General features: G+C 39.2%; 11 protein-coding genes and 1 other annotated feature. Of the genes, 9 read left to right on the top strand and 2 right to left on the bottom strand.

What is annotated here, in order from left to right:
* The 3 genes from mraY to ftsW all read left to right on the top strand — a co-directional run bounded on the left by mraY (nt 1) and on the right by ftsW (nt 3,804).
* A complete protein-coding gene (gene mraY, locus P9Q65_RS01220) occupies nt 1-987 on the top strand; it encodes a phospho-N-acetylmuramoyl-pentapeptide-transferase (protein WP_330695106.1) in 987 nt (328 codons plus the stop codon).
* A 103-nt stretch (nt 988-1,090) separates the two neighbouring features.
* Nucleotides 1,091-2,446, top strand: a complete 1,356-nt coding sequence (gene murD, locus P9Q65_RS01225) for a UDP-N-acetylmuramoyl-L-alanine--D-glutamate ligase (RefSeq protein ID WP_304507304.1) — start codon at nt 1,091-1,093, stop codon at nt 2,444-2,446.
* Nucleotides 2,447-2,664: 218 nt separating this feature from the next.
* On the top strand, nt 2,665-3,804 hold the full coding sequence (gene ftsW / locus P9Q65_RS01230; RefSeq protein ID WP_304507262.1) for a putative lipid II flippase FtsW: 1,140 nt from the start codon (nt 2,665-2,667) through the stop codon (nt 3,802-3,804).
* A 126-nt stretch (nt 3,805-3,930) separates the two neighbouring features.
* On the opposite strand, the gene P9Q65_RS01235 is transcribed toward ftsW, so the two are convergent.
* Nucleotides 3,931-4,755: a chemotaxis protein CheW gene (locus tag P9Q65_RS01235; protein WP_304507263.1), complete on the bottom strand. Its 825-nt coding sequence runs from the start codon at nt 4,753-4,755 to the stop codon at nt 3,931-3,933.
* Nucleotides 4,756-5,010: 255 nt separating this feature from the next.
* Nucleotides 5,011-5,231: a binding site (T-box leader), on the top strand.
* Nucleotides 5,232-5,544: 313 nt separating this feature from the next.
* On the opposite strand from P9Q65_RS01235, the gene P9Q65_RS01240 reads away from it, so the two are divergent.
* On the top strand, nt 5,545-8,178 hold the full coding sequence (locus tag P9Q65_RS01240) for a valine--tRNA ligase (RefSeq protein ID WP_304507264.1): 2,634 nt from the start codon (nt 5,545-5,547) through the stop codon (nt 8,176-8,178).
* 188 nt (nt 8,179-8,366) lie between these two features.
* Here the strand turns inward: P9Q65_RS01240 and P9Q65_RS01245 are convergent, their stop codons facing one another.
* On the bottom strand, nt 8,367-9,347 hold the full coding sequence (locus P9Q65_RS01245; protein ID WP_304507265.1) for a hypothetical protein: 981 nt from the start codon (nt 9,345-9,347) through the stop codon (nt 8,367-8,369).
* A 386-nt stretch (nt 9,348-9,733) separates the two neighbouring features.
* Here P9Q65_RS01245 and glyA point away from each other — a divergent pair, with 386 nt between their 5' ends.
* The 5 genes from glyA to ligA all read left to right on the top strand — a co-directional run bounded on the left by glyA (nt 9,734) and on the right by ligA (nt 16,880).
* Nucleotides 9,734-10,975 (top strand): serine hydroxymethyltransferase, encoded by a 1,242-nt coding sequence (gene glyA, locus P9Q65_RS01250; protein WP_304507266.1) that lies wholly within the window; start codon nt 9,734-9,736, stop codon nt 10,973-10,975.
* Between the two features lie 393 nt (nt 10,976-11,368).
* Entirely contained in the window at nt 11,369-12,115 is a 747-nt protein-coding gene (locus P9Q65_RS01255) for a phosphatase (protein ID WP_304507267.1), read from the top strand.
* Between the two features lie 57 nt (nt 12,116-12,172).
* A complete protein-coding gene (locus P9Q65_RS01260) occupies nt 12,173-12,481 on the top strand; it encodes a YerC/YecD family TrpR-related protein (RefSeq protein ID WP_304507268.1) in 309 nt (102 codons plus the stop codon).
* Nucleotides 12,482-12,620: 139 nt separating this feature from the next.
* Nucleotides 12,621-14,885, top strand: a complete 2,265-nt coding sequence (gene pcrA / locus P9Q65_RS01265) for a DNA helicase PcrA (RefSeq protein WP_304507269.1) — start codon at nt 12,621-12,623, stop codon at nt 14,883-14,885.
* A gap of 21 nt (nt 14,886-14,906) precedes the next feature.
* Nucleotides 14,907-16,880, top strand: coding sequence for an NAD-dependent DNA ligase LigA (ligA, locus tag P9Q65_RS01270; RefSeq protein ID WP_304507270.1), 1,974 nt, complete (start codon nt 14,907-14,909; stop codon nt 16,878-16,880).
* The last annotated feature ends 87 nt before the right edge of the window (nt 16,881-16,967 follow it).

Consider the following 16,967-nt stretch of genomic DNA (forward strand, 5'->3'; position numbering starts at 1 on the left):
GTGGGATCTTTGGAACAGGCAGTATATGCGATCATTATTTCTTTTGTGGTGGGGGTTATCCTTTGTCCCGTTATGATTCCAATGCTGCATAGATTAAAATTTGGACAAAACGTAAGGGATGATGGCCCTCAAAGCCATTTACAAAAACAAGGCACACCCACCATGGGAGGGATTGCATTTTTAATCGCTTTTGCAGTGGCTGCCGCCTTTTTCATGAAAGGAAATAAAGATGGCACGGTAATTCTTTTGGTAACGGTTTGCTACGGAATTATCGGATTTTTGGATGATTATATCAAGGTTGTGAAAAAGCGTTCCTTGGGGCTTCGGGCAATGCAGAAGATCCTGCTTCAGCTGATTGTGACAGGTGCTTTTTGCTGGTATATCTTTCAAAGTGGCATTGGTACAGCAGTTTATATTCCTTTTGGGAACGGTGTAACCATAGACTTGGGAATCCTTTTTATTCCATTTTTATTTATTGCTGTTTTGGGAACGGTAAACGGAGTCAATTTGACCGATGGTTTGGATGGCTTGGCAGGTGGCGTAACACTGATTGTAGCAGCTTTTTTTGCTGTGGTTGCTTGGGCATCCGGCAGTACCGTTGCACCTGTTTGCGGCGCGATTGTTGGTGGCTTACTTGCCTTTTTGATTTTTAATTCATATCCGGCAAAAGTTTTTATGGGTGATACCGGTTCTCTTGCTTTGGGTGGATTTATTGCATCTACGGCTTTCATTTTAAAAATGCCCATTTTTATTCTGATTGTAGGGTTTATTTATCTTTTAGAATCAATCAGTACAATGTTGCAGGTGGGCTTTTTTAAACTGACAAAGCGCAAATATGGTGCAGGTAAGAGACTATTTAAAATGGCACCGTTTCATCATCATCTGGAGCAGAGTGGATGGAGAGAAACGAAGGTTGTTACATTGTTTTATGTTGCAACAGCCATGCTATGTTTGATAGGATTTTTAGGCTGCAAGAATATTTTTTAAGTTTTTTTGTTAGCGAAACAACCGTTATTGCATAATTTAATTATTTGTTATGGTTTTTCAGCTGTTTTTAGGCTGCAAAACTCACGGAAAGAAGGAATATATGTTGAGTTATAAGGACAAAAGGGTTTTGGTTTGCGGTATGGCCAAAAGTGGTGTTTCTGCTGCCAAACTTTTGAATACAATGGGCGCAAGGGTAACATTACAGGATATGAAAAAGCGTGAGGAAGTAAAAGACCCTCAGCTTTTAGAGGACGAAGGAATTTCATTGTTTTTAGGATCAAACCCTTGTGATATTGTTTTGGAGCAGGACTTGGTTGTGCTAAGTCCAGGGATTCCCTGTGATCTTCCATTTATTCTAAAGGCAGAGGAGAGGGGGATACCTGTAGTTAGCGAAGTTGAATTGGCGTACTGTTTCACCCCTTGCCCTGTGACTGCAATTACGGGAACAAATGGTAAAACCACTACAACCACCCTTGTGGGAGAGATTATGAAGGCAGTAAAACCGAATACAGCAGTGGTAGGTAATATTGGCGTTTCTTATAGTGGGGAAGTTGACCGGCTATCGGAAGATGATTGGGTAGTGGCTGAAATCAGCAGCTTTCAGATGGAGAAGGCGAAAACCTTTCGTCCACATATCAGTGCAGTTTTGAATATTTCCCCGGATCACTTAAATCGTCATAAAACCATGGAAAATTACATTGCTATGAAAGAGCGTGTTTTTATAAATCAGGAGGAAGGCGATTTTTGTATTCTGAATTACAGCGATGAGGTTTGTTGTAAGATGGCAGAAAAAACAAAGGCGAAGGTATTCTTTTTTAGCAGCAAAGAACCTTTAGATGAAGGGATTTATCTGGAAGGAGATATGATTCATTTTCGCTGGGACGGAATGGACGAAGATTTAATTTCTATTCATGACCTCCAAGTTTTAGGGGTGCATAACTATGAAAATGTTATGGCGGCATCGGCTATGGCAATTGCTGCAAAGGTGCCTATAGATATAATCTGCAGTGTTTTGAAAAATTTTTCCGGTGTTGCCCATAGAATTGAGTATGTTACCACGGTTGACGGCGTAGATTATTATAATGACTCAAAAGGAACAAATACGGATGCCTCTATTCGGGCGGTGCTTGCCATGAAAAAACCCATTATACTAATTGGCGGGGGCTATGACAAAGGGGTATCCTTTGACGAATGGACGAAGCTTTTTAAGGGCAGAGTAAAGCATCTTGTTTTGATAGGGGTTACTGCCCAGCAGATTAAGGAATCTGCTGAAAAATTTGGATTTCAGAACATATCTATTTGCCAAACGTTTGAAGAGGCCGTATGCCTTTGCAAGGAAAAGGCAGAAACGGGAGATTGTGTTTTGCTCTCACCCGCTTGTGCAAGCTGGGGAATGTTTGATAACTATGAACAGCGTGGCGATATGTTTAAAGAACAGGTGAGGGGATTTATAAAATAGAATGGGCCAATGTTTTGAAAGGCAAGATTACCAATAAGGATAGGTTTTCCGAAGGAGAACAGGGGGGATTCCCCTGGAAAACAGAAATTTTTCAAAAGTGGGTCAAGGGATGAAATCCCTTGTGGAGTTGAGGCAGAGCTTCAAGGTCTTTAGATCTTAAAAATTTTGAGCATAGTTTTCAAGCCCTTATTTAAAATCCAAATGAACGGAGTGAGGAAATGGGAAGAGTGAATAGCCACAGAAAGGCACCAAAAGCAAGAGGAAAACGAATTAAGCCCGATTCCTTTGACTTTACGGTTCTGTTCGTGGTGTTGACGCTGATGTTGTTTGGCGTTGTAATGATTTTCAGTGCCAGCTACTATACAACGATGACCAGCGCAAAATATAAATATGATATGTTCTATTTTCTGAAACGTCAAAGTGTTTGGGTGGTATTAGGTACTGTGGCAATGGTTTTTGTTATGAATATACCCTATAATTTTTGGCGTCGATTTTCTTTAATAGCATACTGGCTTTCCAATTTCTTCTTACTGCTTTTGCCCTTTATCGGTATCGAGGCGGGTGGACAGAAACGTTGGCTTGGGGTAGGAATGCTTCAGTTCCAGCCTTCAGAGTTTACAAAGCTTGCATTGGTGCTTTTTTTATCCCATTATATTGTAAATCACAGGCAGGATTTGGGGAATATTAAAGGGTTCTTTAGAGCCTTGGTGGTTTTGGCAATCCCTGTAGGGTTGATTGCTATTTCTAACTTTTCGTCGGCATTATTGATTCTATTGATGGGGCTCACTATGTTATTTATTGGTAGCCCTAAAATTTGGTACTTTGTTGCGGGGGCAGCAGCCCTTATTCCTGCCGGTGCACTTGCCGTTATATTATTTCCTTATCGACTAAACCGAATCAAAATTTGGCTGAATCCTTGGTCAGATCCGATTAATAAAGGTTTTCAAACCATTCAAGGGCTTTATGCGGTAGCTTCCGGAGGAATTTTTGGATTAGGGCTTGGGCAAAGTCGTCAGAAAACCTTTGTTCCCGAATCCCATAATGATATTATCTTTGCAATTATTTGTGAAGAATTAGGGATTATCGGAGCAGCACTCATCATTATACTGTTTGCAGTTTTGATTTGGAGAGGGATTAAAATTGCTATGGCTGCAAAAGATACATATGGTACACTAATGGCTACGGGAATTACCTCGGTTATTGCATTTCAGGCAATTATTAATATTGGGGTAGTTACAAATACTATTCCCAATACTGGCCAGCCTTTACCTTTTGTTAGCTATGGTGGCACCTCACTTTTGTTTTTAACAATTATGATTGGGCTTCTTTTGAACATTTCAAGGTATCAAAAGGAATAAAATAAAGAACAGCACAGTATTTCCATGGAATGGACTGTGCTGTTTTTGTTTTTAAATATGTATCATAACGTTTTTTCAAAAGAAGAAACTAATCTATTTGATAAAGCACGACGATGTCTTTATGAATTAAAGGCTGTAAATCCCATCCATATTTAAGACAAGAAATGTTGCGGCAGAGCCTTGCTTTTCGCCGATCTGAGTGAGTATTTGGGGACCGGAAGTATTCATGCAGCTAGTGGGCAAATCTTTTACTGCCAGGGGTTCTACTGCTAAAACCTCATCAACAAGTAAACCCAGCATTGCGTTGTTTTTATCTTTTACGATGATGCACATGATTCTGGCATTTTCACGGAATATGGTTTTTGCTTCGTCCAATAAGGTAACAACAATATTCATATAGGTATGTGCATCTTCTTTGAGTTGATCTTGCAAGCATTTGTCACGTTCACAGTTATTGTATTCGCTAGGGCATTCAAAAGCCAAATGAGCGGTATTGTGGAGTTTTTTGTGAGGGTCATCAATCTTTCGAAGATGAAAAGCAATAGATTGATTTTCGGTATGATAAGAGTCATACCATTTTCCGAAAGCACATTTGTGAGGGTCAGTAGCTAAGTGGAATTTATCCTCTTCGCGAAGACAGCGTTCCATCTCTTGAACCCAATGAATGTGCTCATTTTTTCTTTGTTCCAACATTGCTTCAAAGTCATCTTGCTCCTGTTCAAAGGTTTTTAAACCCAGGGCAGCTCTTAAATTAATAATTGGAACCACGTTGCCTCTTGAATGAATGATACCGGGTTTCATTACATTGCTTTCTGCTAACGTACTGATAGGCTCTTCCAATAGGAAAATCGATTCCACATAGGAACTATCAATGGCATATAGCTGTGTTTCCAGTTTTATGGTAAGCCACAAGTCAGTGTTGTTACTTGCAGCATCTAATTTGTACATCATAGAGTATCGCTCCTTTCTGAAAGTTTTATTGAGGGGTATATTTAATTCATAGTACAACAAAATCTTCCGATTTTCAACTGCAACATAATTGTTTATAATTTAAGTTATTTTTTCTGTATACTGTTTTCGATAAAATAGACTGAAGATGAGTTTTTTTTATTTATTGAAGAAATATTTCTGAATTTTCGGTGTTTTGAAAAAAAGATACTTGACAAATTTGGTGGAATTGACTAAAATCTTGTGATATAGAAAGAGCAAAAGACAGTGAAAAAGAGGAGTATGTATCGGATAATTGGCAGAGAGAAAGGGTCGTTGGCTGTAAACCCTTTTCAAGATATGATACGGAAGGTAGCTTTTGAGTTGTTTTGCCGAAGGTTTTTACTGTGTAGGCAAAAACGGTTGACCCCGTTAACGGTTGATGAGTGTCTGCCTTATGGGTAGAAATAAAGGTGGTACCGCGAGTTTTCGTCCTTTTTGGGATGAAAGCTCTTTTTTTGTTGAAAGATGCTTTTTGGAGTATGTTAAAAAGTGAAAAACGAAATTGTGCTACGAATAAGCTAAAAATTTGGGTATAACGTGGAACAAAGGGAAATCTTTATTAGTAAGTGAAATTCTTGTCCCATGCTTCAGCATAAAAAAACAAAAATGTTTATTGGCAGACGTAACGTAAGATTGATTTTTAATAAAGGAAGATCTTATGTGCGAAGATACTTACCAAAAGTAACAATTTTAAATCAAGATAGTTTAGATACTAAGGAAAATGGGTTAGAAATAGAGAGGAGAAAGCTTATGAAGGAATTGGCTAAAAATTATGATCCATCAATTGTAGAAGAAAAGCACTATGAAAAGTGGATGGAAAAAAAATATTTTCACACAGAGGTTGATAAGAGTAAAAAACCTTTTTGCATCGTGATGCCCCCTCCAAATATTACAGGCCAGCTGCATATGGGTCATGCATTGGATAACACCATGCAGGACATTTTGATTCGCTGGAAAAGAATGGCTGGGTTCAATGCATTATGGGTTCCCGGTATTGATCATGCAAGTATTTCTACCGAATTAAAGGTAGTTCAAAAGATGGCATCCGAAGGCCTAACAAAGGATGATGTTGGCCGTGAGGGATTTTTGGATCGTGCATGGGAATGGAAAGAAGAATACGGTGGTATTATTTTGAACCAGCTTCGCAAATTAGGATGTTCCTGTGACTGGGACAGAGTTCGTTTCACTATGGATGAGGGTTGTTCTGATGCTGTTTTGGAAGTATTCTGTCGTCTATACGAAAAAGGTTATATTTATCGTGGGGAAAAAATTATTAACTGGTGCCCTGAATGTCAAACTACAATTTCTGATGCAGAAGTAAACCATGTGGATACGGCAGGCCATTTTTACCACATTGATTATCCTATTGTAGGCTCTGATGAAAAGTTGCGTTTGGCTACAACAAGACCTGAAACAATGATTGGGGATACTGCTGTTGCTGTTCATCCTCAGGATGAAAGATACCAGCACTTAATAGGGAAAAATTGTATGTTACCTTTGGTAAACAAAGAAATCCCAATTATTGCGGATGAATATGTTGACCGTGAATTTGGTACAGGTGTTGTTAAAATTACACCTGCCCATGACCCTAACGATTTTGAAGTTGGTTTGCGCCATGATTTGCCTCGTATCTGCGTTATGAATGATGACGGTACCATGAATGAATTGGCGGGAGAATACGCCGGCATGGATCGTTATGAGTGCAGAAAAGCAATCGTTGAAAAACTGAAAGAAGAAGGCTATTTGATTCGGATAGAGGATATCACACATGCCGTTGGCTGCCATGAACGCTGTAATGCTGCCATAGAACCTATGATTAAGTTGCAATGGTTTGTTAAAATGGATGAAATGGCAAAGCCAGCCATGGAAGTATATGAAAATCAAAAATTAAATATTGTACCTGATCGTTTTGGAAAAATTTATATGCATTGGCTGGAGAATATCCGTGACTGGTGCATTTCCCGTCAGCTTTGGTGGGGTCACCGGATTCCTGCTTATTACTGTGCAGATTGTGGGCATATTACCGTAAGCAAGCATATCCCTGATAAATGTGAAAAGTGTGGTTCTCCTAACATTAAACAGGATGAGGATACACTGGATACTTGGTTCAGCTCTGCTTTATGGCCTTTTTCTACATTGGGCTGGCCTGAAAATACAGAGGAATTGCAACATTTTTACCCTACAAGCACTTTGGTAACTGGGTATGATATTATTTTCTTCTGGGTTATCAGGATGGTTTTCAGTGGTTTGGAACAGCTGGATGAGATTCCTTTCCATGATGTATTGATTCATGGGTTAATTCGTGATGATCAAGGACGAAAATTCTCTAAATCCTTAGGTAACGGCATTGATCCTTTGGAAGTCATTGCAAACTATGGTGCTGACCCTCTGCGTTTGATGCTGATTACAGGAAACGCACCGGGAAATGATATGCGTTTCTATTGGGAAAGACTGGATAACTGTAGAAATTTCTGCAACAAAATTTGGAATGCAACTCGTTTTGTGATGATGAATATGGACGAGAAGCAAGAAACAAAATTGTTGATGCCCACTTCTGCAGATAAGTGGATTCTTTCTAAAGTAAATACCCTGGCAAAAGAAGTGTCCGACAATATGGATCATTACGAATTGGGTCTGGCAGCGCAAAAAGTATATGATTTCCTTTGGGATGAATTCTGTGACTGGTACATTGAAATGGTTAAGCCTCGTTTGTACAATAAGGAGGATAAAACAAGAGAAGTGGCCCTTTGGACACTGAAAACTGTTTTAATCAACGCAATAAAGCTATTACATCCATTTATGCCGTTTATTACAGAAGAGCTATTCTTGCATATTCAGGATACCGAGGAGAGCATTATGATTTCCGATTGGCCTGTATATAAAGAAGAATGGAATTATAAAGAAAACGAAATTGAAATTGACACAATAAAAGAAGCTGTACGCAATATCCGTAATATTCGCGCAGAGATGAATGTTGCACCATCTAAGAAGGTTCAGGTTTATGTTGTGTCTGAAAATGAAGAAATTTGCCATATTTTTGAGCATTCAAAAGTATTCTTCAAAACATTGGCTTATGCCAGCGAGGTTATGATTCAAAATAATCGTGAAGGCATTGGCGAAGATGCAGTTTCCATTGTAATATCCGAAGCAACAATTTATATGCCTTTGGCTGAATTGGTTGATATTTCCAAGGAAATAGAACGTTTGGAAAAAGAACGGGAAAAGATGCGCAAGGAAGTGGAGCGTGTTGAGAAGAAACTTGCAAATCAGGGCTTTATAGCAAAAGCTCCTCAGGCTTTGATCGACGAAGAAAAAGCAAAGGGAGAAAAATATAAAGCTGTTTTGACTCAGATTGAGGAGCGTCTGAACCAGATGAAAAAATAATGTGATTTTAAGATGATAAGTTTCTAATAATTCACTGACTTTACGAGAACAATTTTTAAAAAGAGTAGCTTTTATGGACTGGGTTCAATATTATTGGGCTCAGTCTATTTTTTAGGTATGAGTAAATGATATAAAAAACCCCGGCGGTTTGCCGGGGAAGATTTGTGTTTTATGGTGAATCTAATTGCTTATCTACATCCACCTCTGTTATTACATCCGCAGCTATTGTTGCAGTTGCAACTATGATTGCCACAGCTATTGTCGTCTAATTCACAGTTTGGAGAACTGTAATTTGGACCAATTGCACAACAGGATTTTGGCACTTCATTAGGTGAGAACAAATCCCAAGGGAAACTCATGGCATCAAAGTTTGCACAAGGGTCACCGGAAGGGGAAAGGGGTGATACACAAGGTTCAGGCAAGCATCTACCTGCGGATTCAACCAACATGTTAACCGTACGGAACAGTTGGACAATTGTAAACAAACCGATTGTAACACTAACAGCAATAGGGGCATCCATTGGCATGTCACAGTGGTGACCACTGCCAGGACCGCAGTCACAGCAGCAATCGCAGCAACAGCAGCAACTGGAGCTACAATTGTGATTAGCGTATTTTAGCTCTGCTTCCAACCCTAATGCTTTGCCTTCAGCGATACAGTAAGGTTCACTACTGGAGTTGTTATTGCCATTAAACATATCATTTACGACTGTAATGTCTGTTTCGCTACCTCCAAATAGTGTTAATTTTAAGGTGTAGCTGTTGGTTGCATCAATACAGCCGATGAAGCAACCGTCAGCACGACGGAATTCCAAGGTATATTCAAAAATATACTTTAGTTCGATATCCCAGCAGCCGCTTTGCAAAGGGCTGGGTGTCTTGCGAATAATTTCGATTTTCTTAAGTCTTAAATGTTTCATAATGACATCAGTTGCGTTGCAAGGAGGAACGATGATGTCTCCGTCACAAAACATTTCATTGCAGCAGGGAACAGGATTTGTTGCAGCTCTTGCAGGTCCTAAGATATCAGGAGTTAAACATTTCTGAATGCGGCATTGGTCGAGGATTTTTTGTGCGATGATACAGACTTCGCCTCTTCCTGCATTGGAGCCACAGCCACAGTTTCTTGCGCTGAGATTGTTATTGCTATCAAATTCAAAAGCTCCCATAAGATTGCCTCCTTTGATTAGTAAGTTGTTCTTATATATAGTATGTAAGGGGGGAAAATGGGTGATAGGGGCGAAACAAATATATTGCGAGATTTTTGCTTTTCCCAAAAGAGTTGGAAGAATTCACTGCTTTTTGTATACCTACAAATGTATTTTTATTACTTTTTCCAAGTGCTTTTTATAGACTAAAATGGTATACTTTGGTTATACTCAATGAATAGGACTTGTTTTTTAGGCGTTTAAAAGTATTCCTATGCTTTTAGACGAAAGTGAGTTTGACATCGGTAAAGATAAGGGGTTATCGTTGTTATATGAAAAGTTCGTTTGATTGGGTTATATTCTTGAGGTTCTTGCTAAAAATTACAAAATAGAGTGGAGGAGTACGGATGAGTTTGAATTTTGAAGAGATCAAAAGTGTAGATGCAGAAGTGGTAGCGGCAATTGAGGCTGAGCTTACACGTCAACAGCATAATATTGAATTGATTGCGTCAGAAAATATTGTTTCTAAGGCTGTTATGCTGGCAATGGGTACGCCTTTGACAAATAAATATGCAGAAGGCTATCCTGCAAAACGTTATTATGGTGGTTGTGAAAAGGTTGATATTGTTGAGAACTTGGCAAGAGACAGAGCAAAGAAATTATTTGGCTGCGATCATGTGAATGTACAGCCTCACAGTGGCTCCCAGGCGAATCAGGCTGTTTATTTTGCAATGCTGCAATATGGGGATACTGTTATGGGAATGAATTTAGATCACGGTGGTCATTTAACCCATGGAAGCCCTGTAAACCTTTCCGGCAAATATTTTAACTTTGTGTCTTATGGCGTAGATGATAATGGATATATTGACTATGAAGCGTTCCGCAAAAAGGCTTTAGAAGTGAAGCCCAAAATGATTGTTGCCGGAGCAAGTGCCTATGCCAGAACAATTGATTTTGAGTTTATGGGTAAAGTAGCAAAAGAAGTTGGTGCATATTTTATGGTGGATATTGCTCACATTGCAGGTCTGGTTGCAGCGGGTTTCCATCCATCACCTGTTCCCCATGCTGATTTTGTTACAACAACAACGCATAAAACATTGCGTGGTCCTCGTGGTGGTATGATTATGTGCAAAGAGGAGTATGCTCAAAAAATAGATAAGGCAATCTTCCCTGGGATTCAGGGCGGGCCTTTGATGCATACCATTGCTTCTAAAGCAGTATGTTTTAAAGAGGCATTAGATCCTTCTTTTAAGCAATACATTGCCCAGGTTGTTAAAAACGCAAAGGTTCTTGCTGAAAGTTTAAAGGAAAACGGCGTGGATATTGTTTCCGGCGGCACAGATAACCATTTGATGTTGGTGGATTTACGAGCATTAAATATCACCGGCAAGGATGCAGAAAAAATTTTGGATGAGGTTGGTATTACGGTTAATAAAAATACTATTCCAAATGATCCCCAGTCACCTTTTGTAACCAGCGGTATTCGTATTGGTACCCCAGCAATTACTTCAAGAGGTATGGTTGAGGAAGATATGAAAGAAATTGCCAAAGTAATTGCCTTGGTTTTGAAAGATTTTGAAGGAACAAAGGAAGAGGCAAAACAGCGGGTTAGAGCATTGACAGATAAATACCCTATTTATGAAAATTAATTGTTTGTGATAGCAAAATCCCCTAGTTATGATGTTAGGGGATTTTATTTTCTTTATAGATAGCAAGGATTTTTGCATGAAACATAGAAATTTTGTAGAAAAAAGAAGAAAGGACACCATAGAATAGAGGATGGTTCTTTTGCTTTTACTCCCATAATGTGATATAATAAAAAAAGCATAATGAATAAGAAGTAAGAAAACGACCGTTTTTCAATATAAATGGAAGATTAAAACAATAGTCTTGTTTTATTATGTGAAACAAATTATTATTTGTGCATATATTGAATGTGTTGTTTTAGGTTTAATTTACAATTTAAATCAACAGACAACGGTTATTTTTAAGACGGGGCTTCCTTTTGTGTGGGAAACAAACGAAGTAAGAGAGGTAATACAATGAAAATTTTAGCAGACACACATACTCATAGTATGGCCAGTGGACATGCTTACAGCACCATTCAAGAAAATATAAAAGCAGCAGCGGAAAAAGGTCTGGAATTAGTTGCACTTACGGAACATGCGCCTGCTATGAAAAATACAACTTCCCATGCGTATTTTGCCAATCTTCATGTTATTCCGGATCATCTGTTTGGTATTCATGTATTAAAAGGGGTAGAATTAAATATTATTGATTTTGAGGGAACCATAGACTTGGATGAGGTTACATTAGCAAAACTTGATATTTCCATCGCCAGTTTACATACACCTTGTATTACTCCAGGATCAAAAAAAGAAAATACGAGAGCTTGCCTATGTGCAATGGAGAATCCTTTGGTGGATATTTTAGGACACCCTGGTGACCCCAGATATCCTTTGGATTATGAGGAAATTTTTAGAACTGCGCAGAAAACGGGGACCTTACTGGAAATCAACAATGCATCTTTGGTACCTGAGGGCGTTCGTGCAGGTAGTGAAGAAAATATTGAGCGGATTTTAAGGATGGCCATGAAGGAAGACGTTCCGGTTGTTGTGGGAAGTGATGCTCATTTTTACACCGGAATTGGCGATGTATCATTTGTAGAAAGGCTAATGGAAAAGATTGGATTTCCGGAGGAACTGGTTTTGAATTCCAATTGCCAAAATCTGTTGGGCACTATAAAACGTAATAAAGGCGAAAAAAGAGGTGAAAAGCCTTTACTTTAACACTTTAGTATGTTAATATATAAAGGAATTTTAGTGCAAAAGAGGTGGCCTTTGGAAATGAATAAGAAAATAAAAACAGAGCTTACAGATAAGCTTTTCCAATGTATTTTGTGTATGAATACAGTTGAAGAATGTTATCAACTTTTCGAGGATCTTTGTACGGTGAATGAAATACAGGCCATTGCCCAACGGATGGAAGTTGCAGCTATGCTGGATGCAAAATGCACTTATGTGGAAATTGCAGAGAAAACAGGTGCTTCAACAGCAACGATCAGTAGAGTAAATCGCTGTCTTCATTATGGAACAGACGGCTATAAATTGGCAATAGATCGTGTAAAAGCATTGAAACAGGCAGAAGAGAATTAAGTTGCAGAAAATAAAATGAGTGTAAGGCTGATTATCGGCGAAGCAAAAGGATATTTTTCCGGCTGTTGCCGTTATCAGCCTTTCTTGCCGCTTTTGCCATAATTGTCGGGGAAAATAAACAAAGAGGAGAATTGTAGTTATGATAGGTTTTGATCAGCTTAACAATATGCAGCAAAAAGCTGTTTTACAGAAGGATGGTCCGGTTTTGGTTTTAGCAGGGGCAGGTAGTGGAAAAACTGGTGCATTAACTGTGCGTATTGCCCACTTATTGGAAACTGGAGTGAAACCTTGGAATATCCTTGCCATTACGTTCACGAACAAAGCGGCAAAGGAAATGAAGGAAAGAGTGCATAAATTGGTACAGAATGGGGCGGAGGATATTTGGATCAGTACCTTCCATTCTACCTGTGTTCGTATTTTACGCAGGGAAATTCATCATTTGGATTACGACGGGCAGTTTTCAATTTATGATGCCGACGATCAGGAAAAGCTGATGCGTGAGGTTTTCAAACAATTAGGTTATGATGCTATGAATAAAGCTTTTTCTGTGAAAGGTGCAATGTCCAGCATCAGCAGTTTAAAGGAAGAAATGATTTCCTGGGAAGATTATGCCAAAACCATTGAACCGGGAGACGAAAAAGCAAATCGTATTAAGGTGGTTTATCGAACCTACCAAAATCGTTTGAAAGAAAACAATGCTTTGGATTTTGATGATTTAATCTATAAAACGGTTTTATTATTCCGCAATCATCCCGAGGTTTTGGAAAAGTATCAGGATAGATTTAGATATATTATGGTGGATGAATATCAGGACACCAATACATCACAATACGAATTGGTTTATATGTTGGCGTCGAAATATAAAAACCTTTGCGTAGTGGGTGATGATGACCAGAGCATTTACGGCTGGAGAGGGGCAAACATCCGAAATATTTTAGAATTTGAAAAGGATTTCCCTGAAACTGTCGTTATAAAACTAGAACAAAATTACCGCTCTACGAAAAAAATTCTGGAAGCGGCTAATTCGGTAATTCAAAATAATCAAAAACGTAAGGATAAATCTCTCTGGACGGAAAATGATGGCGGCAGCATTTTGCATATATATAAAGCGGAAAATGAATATGACGAGGCACGTTTTGCTGCCGAAAGAATCCAGGAAATGGTAAATGACGGAAGAGAATTTAAGGAAATGGCTGTGCTTTATCGTACGAATGCCCAGTCACGTGCGGTGGAGGATCAGTTTGTGAAGAAAGGAATCCCCTATCGTTTATTTGGCGGCGTTAGGTTCTATGAGCGTAAGGAGATTCGGGATATTCTCTCCTATCTTAAGGTTTTGGCAAACCCTGTGGATACCATTGCCTTGCGACGTATTATAAATGTACCTAAAAGGGGAATAGGCGAGGCATCCATTGATAAACTGGCGGCTTTTGCTGAAAGAAATGAGATATCTTTGTTCGATGCTTTGGCAAGATTGGATGAAATTACGGAATTGAAAACCAGAGCAGCAAAGTTCCGTGATTTTTTTGAGATTATTCAAAGTCTCCAAAATGATGCATCTTCCCTCTGTGCAGCGGAGCTTATAGATACGGTAGTAAAACGTTCCGGCTATTATCAGCTTTTGATGAGTGAAGGGACAGATGAAGCGCTTACTCGTTTGCAAAATATAGATGAGTTTGTGAATAAAGCTGTAGAATACGATAAGACTAACCCCGAGGGTGGTTTGGCCGGTTTTTTGGAAGAAGTGGCGTTGGTAGCTGATATTGACAGTTACGAAGCAGGTGACGATGCTGTTGTTCTTATGACACTACATAGTGCAAAAGGACTTGAATTCCCTTATGTTTTTATGCTTGGGATGGAGGAAGGGATGTTCCCCACTTTCAGAGCAGTTATGTATGGTGGAGAAAAGGACATCGAAGAAGAACGTCGTCTTTGCTACGTGGGGATTACCCGTGCTAGGGAAGAGTTGTTTTTGACCCATGCCAAAAGTCGTATGCAACATGGAATTACACAGTATAATCCACCTTCTCGTTTCTTAAAAGAAATCCCTCAAGAATTGGTAGATATGCCTACACGTCAGATTTCTGATATGGCAAAAAAATATGCAATGCGTGACAGCATGAAGCTTTCCCCGATTACATCCTTGAAGCAGCAAAAAGCTGGAGGGGGAAGAATGGGAAGATCTACGGTTACATCCTCCATTGGGCGTAATACTATGCCTGCACCAAAAGATTTTGTTCTGAATTATGAAGTTGGCGATAAGGTTCGTGCCCCCAAATACGGTATTGGCGTGGTAAAATCCATCCAAAACGGTGGTGCGGATTTTGAGGTTGAGGTTTCTTTTGGCGAAAAAGGCACCAAGAAGTTTATGGCGAAGCTATCTAAGCTCATCAAAGTAGGCGAATAATGGATTAGGAGTTGAGGCTGAATGGTGAACCGAATTAAGGAATTGATTTCTCTTTTGAATAAAGCCAGTAAGGCATATTATCAAATGGATTCAGAAATCATGCCTAACCAAGAGTATGACCGTTTATATGATGAACTAGTGGAATTGGAAAAACAAAGCGGCATGATACTGGCAAATAGCCCTACCCAAAGAGTCGGCTATACTGTATTAAGTAATTTGAAGAAGATAAAACATGACAGCCCCATACTATCCTTAGATAAAACAAAAGAAATAGATAAGTTGAAAAGTTTTTTAGCGCAAAAAGCAGGGATTCTTTCTTGGAAGTTGGACGGTTTGACCATCGTATTGACTTATGAAAAAGGAGAGCTGGTACAAGCCATAACCCGTGGGAACGGAGAAATTGGTGAAGATGTCACCCATAATGCAAAGGTTTTTGCTAATTTGCCCTTGCAAATCAGTTTCAAAGGGGATTTGATCCTTCGAGGAGAGGGCGTTATTTCATACTCTGAATTTAAGCGAATCAATGAAGCACTGGGGGAAGAAGAAGCGTATAAGAATCCAAGAAATCTCTGTAGCGGTACAGTGCGTCAGCTTAACAGCGAAATCGCGGCAAAAAGGCGAGTTCACTTTTTCGCGTTTACACTGGTGAAGGCTGAGGGTGCAGTGTTGGCAGATAGCAAAGCGGAAAATTTAGACTGGCTTGTCTCCCTTGGTTTTGAAGTGGTGGAGCATAAGTTAGTGAAGGCGGAAACCATGGATAGGGAAGTAGAGTGGTTTCGCAGCCATGTAAAGGAAAACGATATTGCCTCCGATGGCTTGGTTCTGACTTTTGACAGCATCGCTTATAGTGAAAGCCTTGGCAGAACGGCAAAATTCCCAAAAGATTCTATTGCTTTTAAATGGGCGGATGAAATGGCAGAAACCACACTGCGGGAAATCGAATGGAATACTTCAAGAACTGGCTTGATGAATCCCATTGCAATTTTCGACCCTGTAGAATTGGAAGGTTCAACCGTTAGCCGAGCTAGTGTGCATAATGTGAGTATTTTGCATGAACTAAAGTTGGGCATTGGCGACAAAATAAAGGTTTATAAGGCAAATATGATTATTCCCCAAATTGCAGAGAATTTGACAGGTTCTGCGACAGCAATGATACCTGAGCATTGTTTTGTATGTGGTGGGGAAACCCAAATTAGGAAGCAGAGAGACGGTGAGGCTTTATACTGCACAAATCCCGAATGTTCTGCCCAAAGGATTCAACGTCTTACCCATTTTGTTTCCAGAGATGCCATGAATATGGAAGGCTTATCAGAAGAAACAATAAAGAAATTTTTAGAAAAAGGATTTATTGAACAGTATCCTGATATCTTTTGTTTGGGAAAATATAAAGAAGAAATTGAGAATATGGATGGCTTTGGTGAGAAATCCTATCAGAATTTAATTCATTCTGTTGAAAAAGCGAGGAATGTGGAACTGCCTAATTTTATCTATGCTTTGGGTATTAATCAGGTAGGTTTACGAAATGCAAAGCTCCTTTGCGAAAAATTTGAGTATGACCTGGAGCGGATTAAGGAAGCCACAGAGGATGAACTACAGGAAATTGATGGTTTTGGAGCGATTATTGCCCATAGTATCAGCCAATATTTTCAAGTGAAGGAACACATTGCTTTATTAAACCAAGTTTTGGAGTTTCTGTTCTTTAAGATTCCTGTTTTTAGGGAAGAAAGGGATTCCCTTGTGAAGGGGCTGACCTTTGTAGTTACAGGGGATTTATCAGCGTTTCCTAACCGTAAGGCTCTCGCTGCGTCCATTGAGGCACGAGGGGGGAAAGTGACGGGAAGTGTTACAAAGAAAACCGATTATTTAATTAATAATGATGTTTATTCTTCCTCTTCTAAAAATGGAAAGGCAAAAGAATTGGATATTCCAATTATCAGTGAGGCGGATTTTATTGAGAAATTTAAAATTACTCCAACTGAAATCGGTGAGAAGTGATTTTACGAGATAAAATTAGATGGAATAATTATTTGATTACAGATGTAATTATTAACATGAAAAAACCCATATTATAGGGCTATGCCT

It is taken from the genome of Anaerotignum sp. (assembly GCF_030625865.1).
Lineage (GTDB): Bacteria > Bacillota > Clostridia > Lachnospirales > Anaerotignaceae > Chakrabartyella.